Here is a 12,123-nt window from a genome sequence, read left to right as displayed (position 1 = left end):
ACGGCACCCGGCCGGGCGGGAAGCGGTCCCTGCCCGGCCGGTGGCGCGCGGCATTCACGCGAGCGAGCCTGCGTGCGTGCCGGACGCCGCCCTGCATGCGGCAGTTCGACGACCGGGCCTAGCGGTGGTCCTCGACGACCAGCGACGTGGCGAACGGGTCGTCGTAGCTGTCGTTGTAGTCGCTGTCCCTGTCGCTGTCGGAGCTCGTCGCGGCCCAGATGAACAGGCCGAGGACCGCGGCACCGACGACGATCCCGACGGAGCCGAGGATGACCCCGGCGAGCGCCATGCCCCGGTTGGTGGCTTCGCCTCGCTTGGCACGGCCGAGGCCGATGATGCCGAAGATCAGCGCGAGGATGCCGAGGATGATGTTGACGCCGTACATGCAGAAGCCGACCACCGAGATGATGCCGATCACCATCGCGGCCGTGCCCAGACCGTTGTTGGGCGCGGGGACCCAGCCGACCGGACCTGCTCCGTAGGCGCCGTAGCCCGGGTAGCCGCCGTACGGCTGCGGAGGCGGAACCGGGTAGCCGTAGTGCGCGGGGGCCGACGGCGGGGCCGCGTGGCCGGGGCCGTTCGGGCCGATCGGCGGCGGCGGTACGTCCGAGGGCGCGGGCCCGAAGCCTCCGGGCCGGGGTATCGGCCCGGTGCCGTCCCCCGCCTGTCTCTTATACANTGTATAAGAGACAGGTTCGGGCCGATCGGCGGCGGCGGTACGTCCGAGGGCGCGGGCCCGAAGCCTCCGGGCCGGGGTATCGGCCCGGTGCCGTCCCCCGCGGCCGGCCCGGCACTCGGCATCGACGTGACGGTCGGCTGGCTGTGGACCGGGGCGGGCGGCGGCGTGTGCGCACCCGGCTTGCCCAGTTCCACCCTGCCGTCCGGCGGTGCCCACGGATCGCGCGGCGCGGCCCCGCCCCCGGGCTGCTCTGTGTTGTCTGACATGGGCCTCCCCCATCGTGGTCCCGTCATGCTACGGCCAGGCCCGACGGCCCCGGACCCCGCCTGCGATGATCGGTGGGGCCGGTACGCCCGGCCGACGTCACGCCGAACGGGAGATTTCTGATGACCGATCCGCATCCCTTCATCGCCGGGCTGCCCAAGGCCGAACTCCATGTCCACCACGTCGGGTCGGCCTCGCCCCGGATCGTCGCGGAGCTGGCCGCCCACCACCCGGACTCCAAGGTCCCCACGGACCCGGAGGCGCTGGCCGACTACTTCACCTTCACCGACTTCGCGCACTTCGTCGAGGTCTACCTCTCGGTGGTGGACCTGATCCGCACCCCCGAGGACATCCGGCTGCTCACCTTCGAGGTGGCGCGGGACATGGCCCGGCAGAACATCCGGTACGCGGAGCTGACCGTGACCCCGTACAGCTCGACCCGCCGGGGCATCCCCGAGGCCGCGTTCATGGAGGCCATAGAGGACGCCCGCCGGGCGGCCGAGGCCGAGCTGGGCGTCGTCCTGCGCTGGTGCTTCGACATTCCGGGCGAGGCCGGGCTCCGGTCGGCCGAGGAGACCGTCCGGCTGGCGCTGGAGCACCGGCCCGATGGACTGGTCTCCTTCGGCCTCGGCGGGCCGGAGATCGGGGTGGACCGTCCCCAGTTCAAGCCCTACTTCGACCAGGCCATCGCGGCGGGCCTGCACTCGGTGCCGCACGCCGGGGAGACCACAGGGCCGCAGACGATCTGGGACGCCTTGACCGCGCTGCGCGCCGAGCGCATCGGCCACGGAACCACCTCCGTCCAGGACCCCAGGCTGCTGGAGCACCTCGCCGAGCACCGCATCGCGCTGGAGGTCTGCCCGACGTCGAACATCGCCACCCGCGCGGTCACGGACATCGAGCTGCACCCGATCCGGGAGATGGTGGCGGCGGGCGTGCTGGTGACCGTCAACAGCGACGACCCGCCGATGTTCAGCACCGACCTCAACAACGAGTACGCGGTGGCCGCCCGGCTGCTGGAGCTCGACGAGCGTGGCATCGCGGAGCTCGCGAAGAACGCCGTGGAGGCCTCGTTCCTCGACCCGGCGGGCAAGCGGAAGCTGGCCGAGGAGATCGACACCTACACGACGAACTGGCTCCGGGCGCCCGGCCGCTGACCCGGTCGTCGACAATGGCCCCATGGCCAACACCGTCACCAGCGTCACCGCCGTGGGACATCGCGGCGATCCGTATCTCGCGCGCGAGAACACCCTGCCCTCGATCCGCTCCGCCCTCGCACGGGGGGCGGACGCGGTCGAGATCGATGTGCGGGTGACCCGCGACGGGGTGCCCGTCCTGCTGCACGACGCGACGCTGGAGCGGCTGTGGGGCCACGACCGGCGGCTGGACCGGCTGGACCTCGCGGAGCTGAAGGAGCTGACGCGCGGCGGGGTGCCCACGCTCCGCGAGGCGCTGCTCGCCGTCGGGGCGCACCGGGTGATGGTGGATCTGCCCGGCTCCACGGACACCTCGGTGAAGAAGATCGTCGGGACGGTCCGGGAGTGCGGGGCGGGCGAGCGGGCGTACTACTGCGCGAGCGCGGACGCGATGCTGCGGGTGCGCGCCGCCGATCCGTCCGCCGAGATCGCCCTGACCTGGACCACGCTGGCGCCGCCGCGTCCGGAGTTGCTGGCCGCGGTGAGGCCGCGCTGGCTGAACTACCGCTTCGGCCTGGTGAGCCGGGAGCTGACGGACCGGGCGCACCGGGACGGGCTGCTCGTCTCCGCGTGGACAGCCGACACGAAGCGCACGATGCGCCGGCTGGTCGAGCGGGGCGTCGACTCGATCACCACCAACCGGATCGACACGCTGCACCGACTGCTGGCCAACTCGCCCGGCCGAGGCGGCTCTTGATCGGTCCGGCATGATGGGGAGCCCCGCACCGCCCGCCGCCGCACCGTGACGCCGGGCCCTGGGCATCGAGGAGCAGATGTGATGGAGGAGCAGACGTGATGGACCCCCGACCGCAGGCGGCCACCGCCCGGATACGTTCCGACGTCGCGCACAACGCCCGTGTGTGGAACTACTGGCTGGGCGGCAAGGACAACTACCCGGTGGACCGGGCGGTGGGCGACCGGGTGACGGGGATGTACCCGAGCATCGGTGAAGTGGCGCGCGCGGACCGGGCGTTCCTCGGCCGGGTGGTGCGCCATCTGGCCGGCGACGTGGGCATCGACCAGTTCCTCGACATCGGCACCGGACTGCCGACCGGGAACAACACCCACGAGATCGCCCAGCACACCGCGCCGCACGCGCGCATCGTGTACGTGGACAACGATCCCATCGTGCTGGCCCACGCCCGTGCCCTGCTGACCAGCTCGCTGGAGGGCGCGACCGAGTACGTCGAGGCGGACGCGCACCGCCCGGAGCAGATCCTGCGGGCCGCCGAGCCCACCCTGGACCTGGGGCGGCCGGTCGCGGTGATGATGCTCGGCATCCTGAACTTCGTGCTGGACACGGACGAGGCGCGGTCCGTCGTGCGGACGCTGATGGCGGCCGTGCCCTCGGGCAGCCACCTGGTGCTGACCCACCCGACGCTGGAGCTGGGCGGCGAGGGCAACACGGCGGCGATGCGCTTCTGGAACGAGAACGCCACACCGCCCATCACCGCGCGCGGCCGGGAGGAGTGCGCCTCCTTCCTGGACGGTCTGGAGATCCTGGAGCCGGGGATCGTCTCCTGCTCCCGCTGGCGTACGAACCCGCGGGAGCCGGAGGTCGCCCAGTTCGGGGTGGTGGCCCGGAAGCCCTGATGCGCTTCCCGGGCGAGTCGGCACGGCTGCGCGGGCCGCGGGCCGGGAGCGTCCGGCGCCCGCCGGGACGGGCACCGGGATCGCGGTGGCCGCCTGCCCCCGCGCCTCCGGCGATGTCGCGCTTCACAAGCCGACGATGGAGTTCCACTTCTTGGCGAAGCCCATCCGCTCCTCGGAGGTGATGTCGCGTGCGATGGCGAGCCGCTCGCGCATCGCGCCGTCGGGGAAGATCAGCGGGTCCTCGGCGAGTGCGGCCGTCTCCTCGTCCTTGGCGGAGGCCAGGACGTCCCGGGCGGCGGGCACGGGGCAGACGTAGTTGACCCAGGTGGCGAGTTCGGCGGCGACCTCGGGGTCGTAGTAGTGGTCGATCAGCCGCTCGGCGTTGCGCTTGTGGCGGGCCAGGTTGGGGATCATCAGGGACTCCGCCCACAGTTCCGCGCCCTCCTCGGGGACGACGAACTCGATGTCGGGGTTGTCGGCCTGGAGCTGGATGACGTCGCCGGAGTACGCCTGGCAGGCGAGCACGTCGCCGGTGGCGAGGTCCTTGATGTAGTCGTTGCCGGTGAAGCGGCGGATGTGCTGCGAGCGGACCCGCTTCTGCGTCTGCTCGCAGATCTCGTGGAAGTCGTCGGCCGTCCAGCGGGTGATGTCGACGCCGTTGCCCTGCATCAGCAGGGCGAACGACTCGTCGAGCCCGGAGAGCAGGGTGACCCGGCCCCGGAGGTCGTCCGCCCACAGGTCGGCGGTGGACCGGACCTCGCGGCCGAGCTTCCTGCGGTTGTAGGCGATGCCGGTGATCCCGGACTGCCAGGGGACGCTGTGGAGCCGTCCCTCGTCGAAGGCGGGGTCACGCAGCAGCGGGTCGAGGTACGTGGCGACGTTGGGCTGCCTCGCGCGGTCCATCTCCTGGACCCAGCCGAGCCGGACGAAGCGGGCGGCCATCCAGTCGCTGATGACGATCAGGTCCCGGCCGGTCTCCTGGTGGTTCATCAGCGCGGGGCTGATCTTCCCGAAGAACTCGTCGTTGTCGTTGATCTCCTCGGTGTACGTGACGGAGATCCCGGTCCGCTCCGAGAAGGCGTCCAGGGTGGGCCGCTTCGACTCGTTGTCGTCGTCGGTGTCGATGTAGAGCGGCCAGTTGGCGAAGTGCAGCGTGAGATCGGTGGCGGAGCTGTCGCGTCCGGCCCGGTCCCCGGGCTCGACGTAGGCCGCGGGCACCCCGCAGCCGGCCAGCGTGGCGCCGGCCGCTCCCGCCCCGAGGGCGCGCAGCAGGGAACGGCGGGACATGGGGTTCTTCCTGATCGCTCGCACCCGCGCAGAATGCCGGTCGGCGCTCGCGCGGACAATGGACCAAGCGTCCAGCGGGGCGGGCCCGCCCCGCACACCTTGTACAGAGGGCGACGGAAACGGCCCCGGGCCGAAGCCCGGGGCCGTGCACGGCGTCAACGAGAGGGTCAGTCCTCGATGGACGTCATGACGTGCTTGATGCGGGTGTAGTCCTCGAAGCCGTAGGCGGAGAGGTCCTTGCCGTAGCCGGACTTCTTGAACCCGCCGTGCGGCATCTCGGCGACCAGCGGGATGTGGGTGTTGATCCACACGCAGCCGAAGTCGAGGTTCTTGGACATGCGCATGGCGCGGGAGTGGTTCTGCGTCCACACCGAGGAGGCGAGCGCGTACTCGACGCCGTTGGCGTACGCGACGGCCTGCTCCTCGTCGGTGAAGGACTGGACGGTGATGACGGGTCCGAAGACCTCGTTCTGGATGATCTCGTCGTCCTGCTTCAGACCGGAGACGACGGTCGGGGCGTAGAAGTAGCCCTTGTCACCGACCCGGTGGCCGCCCGCCTCGACCTTGGCGTGGGCGGGAAGCCGCTCGATGAAGCCGGTGACCTGCTTCAGCTGGTTGGCGTTGTTGAGCGGGCCGTACGCCACGTCCTCGTCGTCCGGCTGCCCGGTCTTCGTGTCGGCTGCGGCCTTGGCGAGCGCCGCGACGAACTGGTCGTGGATCGACTCGTGGACCAGGACACGGGTGGCGGCCGTGCAGTCCTGGCCCGCGTTGAAGAAGCCGGCCTCGGAGACGCCGGCAACGGTCTTGGCGATGTCGGCGTCGTCGAAGACCACGACGGGCGCCTTGCCGCCGAGCTCCAGGTGGACCCGCTTGACGTCCTTGGCCGCGGACTCGGCGACCTGCATGCCCGCCCGTACCGAACCGGTGATGGAGGCCATCGCCGGGGTCGGGTGCTCGACCATGGCGCGGCCGGTGTCCCGGTCTCCGCACAGGACGTTGAAGACGCCCTTGGGGAGGATCTGGCCCATGATCTCGGCCATCAGCACGGTCGACGCCGGGGTGGTGTCGGACGGCTTGATGACGACCGTGTTGCCCGCGGCGAGCGCGGGGGCGAACTTCCATACGGCCATCATCATCGGGTAGTTCCACGGGGCGACCTGGGCGCAGACACCGACCGGCTCGCGGCGGATGATGGAGGTCAGGCCCTCCATGTACTCGCCGGCCGAGCGGCCTTCGAGGAGTCGTGCGGCCCCCGCGAAGAAGCGGATCTGGTCCACCATCGGCGGGATCTCTTCGCTGCGGGTCAGACCGAGCGGCTTGCCGGTGTTCTCCGACTCGGCGGCGATCAGGTCCTCGGCCCGCTCCTCGAAGGCGTCCGCGATCTTCAGCAGGGCCTTCTGGCGCTCGGCGGGCGTGGTGTCACGCCAAGCGGGGAAGGCCGCCGCGGCGGCCTTCATGGCGGCATCGACGTCGGCCTGGCCGGAGAGCGGCGAGGTTGCGTAGACCTCTTCCGTCACCGGGCTGACCACATCGATGGTCCGCCCGTCCGCGGCGTCCCGGAACTCTCCGTTGATGTAGTTGCGCAGACGGCGCACCTCGGTGGTCACAACCACCCCTCCTGTCGGCTGTCCGATGGGTGAGATGACCACCCTAATCGTTCCGGTGACGCTTTCGACATACCCACTCGCCCTCAACTTCGGATTCAGTTAGATCCGGGCACCCAGACAACGAATTTCATCGATCCGGGGTTGCGAGACAGACGAGGAGCGGTGCATGGTGGGTGCGTGGCCAGTCGCAGCGCAGACTCCAGGACCGGGAACGGATCACCGCCAGCGGTCGATGCCGTCTCCCTCGCAATCATCGAGCAGCTCCAGGAGGACGGACGGCGTCCGTACGCCGCGATCGGCAAGGCCGTCGGCCTCTCCGAAGCGGCTGTGCGCCAGCGCGTCCAGAAGCTGCTCGACCAGGGCGTGATGCAGATCGTCGCCGTCACGGACCCGCTCACCGTGGGGTTCCGGCGCCAGGCGATGGTCGGCATCAACGTCGAGGGCGACCTCGACCCGGTGGCCGAAGCCCTGTCGGCCATGGCCGAGTGCGAGTACGTGGTGATGACCGCGGGCTCCTTCGACCTGATGGTGGAGATCGTCTGCGAGGACGACGACCACCTGCTGGAGATGATCAACAAACGCATCCGGACCCTTCCCGGAGTGCGCTCCACCGAGAGCTTCGTCTACCTCAAGCTCAAGAAGCAGACCTATATGTGGGGAACCCGATAGCCGTGAGCAAGGACCTCAGCCGAACCGCGTACGACCACCTGTGGATGCACTTCACCCGCATGTCGGACTACGAGAACGCGCCCGTTCCCACCATCGTGCGTGGCGAGGGAACGTACATCTTCGACGACAAGGGCAAGCGCTACCTGGACGGTCTCTCCGGCCTGTTCGTGGTCAACGCCGGTCACGGTCGTCACGAGCTCGCCGAGACGGCGTACAAGCAGGCACAGGAGCTCGCCTTCTTCCCGGTGTGGTCCTACGCCCACCCGAAGGCCGTGGAGCTGGCCGAGCGTCTCGCCGACTACGCCCCGGGCGACCTCAACAAGGTCTTCTTCACCACCGGTGGCGGCGAGGCCGTCGAGACCGCCTGGAAGCTGGCCAAGCAGTACTTCAAGCTCAAGGGCCAGCCGACCAAGTACAAGGTCATCTCGCGTGCCGTCGCCTACCACGGCACCCCGCAGGGCGCGCTGTCCATCACCGGCCTCCCGGCCCTGAAGGCCCCCTTCGAGCCGCTGGTCCCCGGCGCGCACAAGGTGCCGAACACCAACATCTACCGCGCCCCGCTGTTCGGCGACGACCCGGTGGCCTTCGGCCGCTGGGCCGCCGACCAGATCGAGCAGGAGATCCTCTTCGAGGGCCCCGAGACCGTCGCGGCCGTCTTCCTGGAGCCCGTGCAGAACGCGGGCGGCTGCTTCCCGCCGCCGCCCGGCTACTTCCAGCGGGTCCGCGAGATCTGCGACAAGTACGACGTGCTGCTCGTCTCCGACGAGGTCATCTGCGCCTTCGGCCGGCTCGGCACCATCTTCGCGTGCGACAAGTTTGGCTACGTGCCGGACATGATCACCTGCGCGAAGGGCATGACCTCGGGCTACTCCCCGATCGGCGCCTGCATCGTCTCGGACCGGATCGCGGAGCCGTTCTACGAGGGCGGCAACACCTTCCTGCACGGCTACACCTTCGGCGGCCACCCGGTCTCCGCCGCGGTGGGCCTCGCCAACCTCGACATCTTCGAGCGCGAGAACCTCACCCAGCACGTGCTGGACAACGAGAACGCCTTCCTGACGACGCTGCAGAAGCTGCACGACCTGCCGATCGTCGGCGACGTCCGCGGCAACGGGTTCTTCTACGGCATCGAGCTGGTGAAGGACAAGGTCACCAAGGAGACGTTCACCGACGAGGAGACCGAGCGCGTCCTGTACGGCTTCCTCTCCAAGGCGCTGTACGAGAACGGCCTGTACTGCCGGGCCGACGACCGCGGCGACCCGGTCGTCCAGCTCGCCCCGCCGCTGATCTCCGACCAGTCGACGTTCGACGAGATCGAGTCCATCCTGCGGGCCGTGCTCACGGAGGCCTGGACGAAGCTCTGACCGACACCAGGCCCACCGGCTGATCACCCACCGGCGGTCATTTCATACGGTTCTCCGGCCCGGATACGCCCCTTCGAGTGAGAAGGGGCGTATCCGGGCCGCGTGCTGTGCGCCCACACCGGTCCGCCTCTCTACGGTGCCGAGTGACCGATCGGCCGCGTCTTCGTTCCCTCGTACGGGGGAACAGGAAATCTGACCTGAACCGAGGTGTACGCCATGGTGGCCCCGCCGGACAACGACGTGATCTGGGCGCGTTCCCTGCACCACTCCCACAACGGATCGCCCGGTCTCGGCGGTGTCTCCCTCGGTGCCCGGGACGCCGAGATCCTCGCTGTGACCGGGCCGCGCGGCAGCGGGAAGACCACGCTGCTGCACTGCCTCTCGGGCCGGCTGGTGCCCCAGCAGGGCGAGGTGTGGTTCAACAGCGTCCCCGTCCACACCATGGCCCCCCGGGTCCGCGAACAGCTGCGCCGGGAGCGCTTCGGCTGGATCGCGTCGGATCCGGAGCTGGTCCCGGAGCTGACCGTCTGGGAGAACGCCGCGCTGCCCCTGCTGCTGCGCGGCGTCTCGCACCGGGCCGCCAGGAAGGCCGCCACCGAGTGGCTGGAGCGCCTGGACATCGCCGCCTTCGCCAAGAAGCGGCCGCACGCCCTGCTCCAGGCACAGCGCCAGCGGATCTCCGTGGCCCGGGCCCTCGCCGCACAGCCGACCGTGATCTTCGCCGACGAGCCCACCGCGACCCTGCACCGCGCGGACCGCACCCAGGTGCTGCGCACCCTGACCACGGCGGCCCGCTCGCACGGCATCACCGTGGTGCTGGCCACGCACGACGCCGAGGTCGCCGCGCTCGCCGACCGGACCGTGGCGCTGCTGGACGGCCGCCGCGTCGCCGCCGGCGTCCTGCCCGCGGAACCGGAAGCGGAGGGCCGCGCGGCGTGCTCGCTCTCCGTCTAGCCCGCGGTTCGCATCCCCTCGTCCTGGTCCGGCGGCTGCTGGTGGCCGCCGCATCGGCCGGCGTCGGATTCCTCCTCCTGTGCGCCCTCGGGTACGCCGCCGCGCACCCCGCGTCCGCCGGTTCGGTGCTGCGGCTGCTGTGGTGCTTCGTCCCGCTGGCCGCCACCGTGCAGTTCGCCGTGGCGGTGGCCCGGACCGACCCGAGCACCCGGCCCCGGCCGGGCCTCTCCTCCCTGGGCCTCGGCCCGGTCCGGCTGTCCGCGCTGGCCGCGGTCTCCACAGCCGTCTCCACCACGCTCGGCTCCATGGTGGCCCTGCTCTTCTTCCTGCACCTGCGCGGCGATCTCACCGGGATGCCGTTCGACGGGGGCGCCGCGGAGTTCCTCGGCGCGGGCAGTCCGCTGCCGCTGGCCGCCGCGCTGATGCTGCTGGCGCTCGTGCCGGTGGCCGCGTCGACGGCGAGCGCGCTGGCGCTGCGCTCGCGTCCCGACCCGGCCCGGGACGCCTTCGGCTCCGAGGAGCTGCCGGAGCCCGCCCTGGCTCCGGCCGGGCTCCCCTGGGGCGTCGCGCTGGTCGCCGCCGGGCTCGCCGTCGAGGCGGTCGCCTCACGGGGCGCGACCGGGAGCGCGTTCCCGCTGCCCGGACGGTACGACTCCACCCCGGTGGCGGTGCTGATCGGGTGGACGCTCACCGCGGCCGGCCTGGCGATGGCAGGACCGAGCCTGACCCACCTGTGCGGGCGGGTGCTGCAGGCGGTGCGCCCCGGGGCCGTACGGCTGCTGGCGGGGCGGGTCCTGATGAACGAGGCGCGCCGGATCGGCCGCCCGCTCGGGGTCGTCTGCGCGGTGCTGTCAGCGGCGATCGCCGCCTCGGCGCTGTACGGGGGCGACGAGCGACCGTACGGCCCGCTCACCGCACTCGGCGCGGCGCTGGTCCTCGGCTGTACGACGGCGACGCTGCTGACCTCGGCGCTGGAGGCCAAGCACGCCCGCGCCCACACGGTCGAGGCACTGCTCAGGATGGGCGCTCCGACCGCCACGCTGCGCCGGGCGACGGCGCTGCGGGCGGGTGCGCTGCTGGCCCTGTTCGCCCCGCTGACCTGGGTGATCGCGGAGTTGGCGGCGCTTCCGCTGACGAAGTGAACCGCCGGCCGTTCCCGGAGGCACGGGGACGGGTGCCCCGGCGGTCCGAGGGGTGGGTGGCGAGTCTCAGGGGTGGGTGGCGAGCCGGGCGGCCAGGGCGTCGAAGAAGGCCTCCCAGCCGTCCTCCGCCGCCGCGTACTGCTCGGGGGTGAGGTTGCCGCCGCGCTGCTGGAACGCCAGCTCGGTGGTCCCGTCTCCGAGGTCGCTGAAGGTGACGGTGACGATCTCACCCTCGGCGTCCTCGGGCGCGGAGGCGTCCAGAAGCGTGAAGACGAGCCCGTCGGGCTCGCTCACCTCGCGGTAGATCCCGTGGAAGGGCATCTCCACGCCCGGCATCATGATGACCAGGCTCCACGTGCCGCCGGGCCGCACGTCCATGGCCACCCGGTCGAGGGGGACGTCCGCCTCGCCCCCGTACCAGGCGGCGAAGTCCTCCGGTGAGGTCCAGGCGGCGAAGACCCGCTGCTGAGGGGCGTGCAGGACGCGGGTGAGGTCGATGCCCTCGCGGGTGCCACCGGTCATGATCACGGTCCTTGTCCGATCCGGCCGTCCCGCGGGGCCGGGTCGGAGGCCGCGGGATTGTCCGCCTCCAGCTTGCCCGGCTCGCCGCCCCCGTGCCACGCCGGTCACGGGGTCAGCGGTCCGGCGAGCGTGTCGTACGCGCGCTCCCGCCTCCCATGCCTCGACGACGGAGCCCGTGGGGCCCGGCTGGTCAGGACATGGACGAAGGTCTCGACGCCACCCTGACGCGGTGGGAGGTCATCGGTCACCACGAGGGTGCGGCGACGCGTCGTCGGAAGGCCTGCTTCCGTTGGCGCACGATTCCGCGTACGAGGGCTCGCGTACGCGTTCGCGCACCCCTTCCCGTACGCGGAAGGGGTGGGCGAGTGGTGGTCGGGCGAGGGCCCAGGCCGCGAGGACCAACGGGTGCACCAGATAGCCGAACCGGGTCGCGGGCATGAACGCGATGGCCAGAAGCAGTCCGAGCGCGAGCCGCGCGGCGGCGGCCGCCGCCGTCACCGGGGGCCGGACCAGCAGGGAGACGGCGAGGAGGAGAGCGCTCACCCCGAGCAGCAGCAGGGCCAGGGTCCGGCCGCCGGGGACCTGGGTGGCGAACAGATGGCCGGGGAGCGGGCTCGCGGCGGACGAGACCGCTCCGCTGAGCCCGAGGGGGAAGTCGACGACATGGGTCCGGAAGGCTCCCGGGTCGCGCAGTGCGGCGGGCAGGACGAGTGTGGCGGCGGTGAGCAGGGCGACGAGCCCGCAGCGCAGGGCGGCGCGGCTCCCCCGGCGGCCGTCGCCCCCAGGAGCCGTGGCGAGCAGGGCGAGGGCCACCGGCACCGCCGGCCACGCGGTCCACTTGAGGGC

The 12,123-nt window shown here is 71.4% G+C and carries 10 protein-coding genes and 2 pseudogenes; 7 read left to right on the top strand and 5 right to left on the bottom strand.

What is annotated here, in order from left to right; genetic code table 11:
* Positions 1–118: 118 nt before the first annotated feature.
* Positions 119–873 (bottom strand): annotated as a pseudogene (locus tag CR470_RS29525) (DUF4190 domain-containing protein).
* A 192-nt stretch (positions 874–1,065) separates the two neighbouring features.
* Here CR470_RS29525 and CR470_RS29515 point away from each other — a divergent pair.
* The 3 genes from CR470_RS29515 (at position 1,066) to CR470_RS29505 (ending at position 3,732) form a co-directional block, all read left to right on the top strand.
* Positions 1,066–2,100, top strand: coding sequence for an adenosine deaminase (locus CR470_RS29515; protein ID WP_097870551.1), 1,035 nt, complete (start codon positions 1,066–1,068; stop codon positions 2,098–2,100).
* Positions 2,101–2,122: 22 nt separating this feature from the next.
* A complete protein-coding gene (locus tag CR470_RS29510; protein ID WP_097870550.1) occupies positions 2,123–2,836 on the top strand; it encodes a glycerophosphodiester phosphodiesterase in 714 nt (237 codons plus the stop codon).
* A gap of 98 nt (positions 2,837–2,934) precedes the next feature.
* Positions 2,935–3,732, top strand: a complete 798-nt coding sequence (locus CR470_RS29505; protein ID WP_097870549.1) for an SAM-dependent methyltransferase — start codon at positions 2,935–2,937, stop codon at positions 3,730–3,732.
* A 123-nt stretch (positions 3,733–3,855) separates the two neighbouring features.
* On the opposite strand, the gene CR470_RS29500 is transcribed toward CR470_RS29505, so the two are convergent.
* Both CR470_RS29500 and CR470_RS29495 read right to left on the bottom strand, forming a co-directional pair.
* Positions 3,856–5,019 carry a polyamine ABC transporter substrate-binding protein gene (locus tag CR470_RS29500; RefSeq protein ID WP_097870548.1) on the bottom strand — a complete coding sequence of 388 codons (1,164 nt, stop codon included), beginning with the start codon at positions 5,017–5,019 and terminating at the stop codon, positions 3,856–3,858.
* A 167-nt stretch (positions 5,020–5,186) separates the two neighbouring features.
* Complete coding sequence (locus tag CR470_RS29495) at positions 5,187–6,626, bottom strand: gamma-aminobutyraldehyde dehydrogenase (protein ID WP_097870547.1); 1,440 nt, start codon at positions 6,624–6,626, stop codon at positions 5,187–5,189.
* 177 nt (positions 6,627–6,803) lie between these two features.
* On the opposite strand from CR470_RS29495, the gene CR470_RS29490 reads away from it, so the two are divergent.
* The 4 genes from CR470_RS29490 to CR470_RS29475 all read left to right on the top strand — a co-directional run bounded on the left by CR470_RS29490 (position 6,804) and on the right by CR470_RS29475 (position 10,755).
* Positions 6,804–7,295: an Lrp/AsnC family transcriptional regulator gene (locus tag CR470_RS29490; RefSeq protein ID WP_007452460.1), complete on the top strand. Its 492-nt coding sequence runs from the start codon at positions 6,804–6,806 to the stop codon at positions 7,293–7,295.
* Positions 7,280–8,659: an aspartate aminotransferase family protein gene (locus CR470_RS29485; RefSeq protein ID WP_097870546.1), complete on the top strand. Its 1,380-nt coding sequence runs from the start codon at positions 7,280–7,282 to the stop codon at positions 8,657–8,659. Before CR470_RS29490 ends, CR470_RS29485 begins: the two co-directional genes overlap by 16 nt.
* 216 nt (positions 8,660–8,875) lie before the next feature.
* Positions 8,876–9,613: an ABC transporter ATP-binding protein gene (locus CR470_RS29480; protein WP_097870552.1), complete on the top strand. Its 738-nt coding sequence runs from the start codon at positions 8,876–8,878 to the stop codon at positions 9,611–9,613.
* On the top strand, positions 9,595–10,755 hold the full coding sequence (locus CR470_RS29475; RefSeq protein ID WP_097870545.1) for a hypothetical protein: 1,161 nt from the start codon (positions 9,595–9,597) through the stop codon (positions 10,753–10,755). Before CR470_RS29480 ends, CR470_RS29475 begins: the two co-directional genes overlap by 19 nt.
* Positions 10,756–10,821: 66 nt before the next feature.
* Here the strand turns inward: CR470_RS29475 and CR470_RS29470 are convergent, their stop codons facing one another.
* Together CR470_RS29470 and CR470_RS29465 are read right to left on the bottom strand one after the other, a co-directional pair.
* A complete protein-coding gene (locus tag CR470_RS29470; protein ID WP_097870544.1) occupies positions 10,822–11,277 on the bottom strand; it encodes an SRPBCC family protein in 456 nt (151 codons plus the stop codon).
* A 237-nt stretch (positions 11,278–11,514) separates the two neighbouring features.
* Positions 11,515–12,123, bottom strand: a pseudogene (locus CR470_RS29465) (glycosyltransferase 87 family protein); the annotation flags it as partial.

Source organism: Streptomyces sp. rh34, assembly GCF_002551245.1.
In the GTDB taxonomy this organism is placed as follows: domain Bacteria; phylum Actinomycetota; class Actinomycetes; order Streptomycetales; family Streptomycetaceae; genus Streptomyces.
This window is presented reverse-complemented; position numbering and strand designations above follow the sequence as displayed.

Excerpts from the sequence above, each read along its gene's own strand:
- CR470_RS29480 (WP_097870552.1), top strand. The coding sequence starts at position 8,876 with ATGGTGGCCCCGCCGGACAACGACGTGATCTGGGCGCGTTCCCTGCAC.
- CR470_RS29510 (WP_097870550.1), top strand. The coding sequence starts at position 2,123 with ATGGCCAACACCGTCACCAGCGTCACCGCCGTGGGACATCGCGGCGAT.
- CR470_RS29500 (WP_097870548.1), bottom strand. The coding sequence starts at position 5,019 with ATGTCCCGCCGTTCCCTGCTGCGCGCCCTCGGGGCGGGAGCGGCCGGC.
- CR470_RS29515 (WP_097870551.1), top strand. The coding sequence starts at position 1,066 with ATGACCGATCCGCATCCCTTCATCGCCGGGCTGCCCAAGGCCGAACTC.
- CR470_RS29505 (WP_097870549.1), top strand. The coding sequence starts at position 2,935 with ATGGACCCCCGACCGCAGGCGGCCACCGCCCGGATACGTTCCGACGTC.
- CR470_RS29470 (WP_097870544.1), bottom strand. The coding sequence starts at position 11,277 with ATGACCGGTGGCACCCGCGAGGGCATCGACCTCACCCGCGTCCTGCAC.